This is a genomic window from Vagococcus sp. WN89Y, from assembly GCF_052220145.1.
Classification (GTDB): Bacteria; Pseudomonadota; Gammaproteobacteria; order Enterobacterales; family Enterobacteriaceae; genus Kosakonia.
The window spans coordinates 1-589 of record NZ_JBQPOM010000005.1; the positions used below are offsets into that span (position 1 = coordinate 1).

A 589-nucleotide genomic window follows, 5' to 3' on the forward strand; every position below is an offset into this window, starting at 1 on the left:
CCGACACGGACGCCGACACTGACACCGACGCAGATGCGGACGCAGACACCGATACCGACACCGACGCAGATACAGACACCGATGCTGACGCGGATACAGACGCTGATGCAGATGCGGACACCGACACAGATGCCGACGCAGATGCGGATACAGATGCCGATACGGACGCAGACGCCGATGCGGATACGGATGCAGATACGGACGCGGACGCCGACACGGACGCCGACACAGATGCTGATACGGACGCTGATGCCGATACGGACGCCGACACAGATGCTGACGCCGACACTGATGCAGACGCCGACACCGATGCTGACGCGGATACAGATGCAGACACGGATACCGACGCAGACGCTGATGCGGATACAGATACCGATGCGGACGCTNACCGACGCTGATGCCGATACGGACGCCGACACCGATGCTGACGCCGACACTGATGCAGACGCCGACACCGATGCTGACGCGGATACCGATGCCGATACAGACGCCGATGCGGACACCGACACCGACACCGACACCGACGCTGATGCGGATACCGACGCTGATGCCGATGCAGATGCAGACACAGACGCCGACGCCGACACGG

The 589-nt window shown here is 62.4% G+C and carries 1 pseudogene; it reads left to right on the forward strand.

Features of this window, described 5'->3' with window-relative positions:
• Positions 1 to 397: 397 nt before the first annotated feature.
• A pseudogene (locus tag ACTU3N_RS01470) lies at positions 398 to 589 on the forward strand (DUF5011 domain-containing protein); the annotation flags it as partial.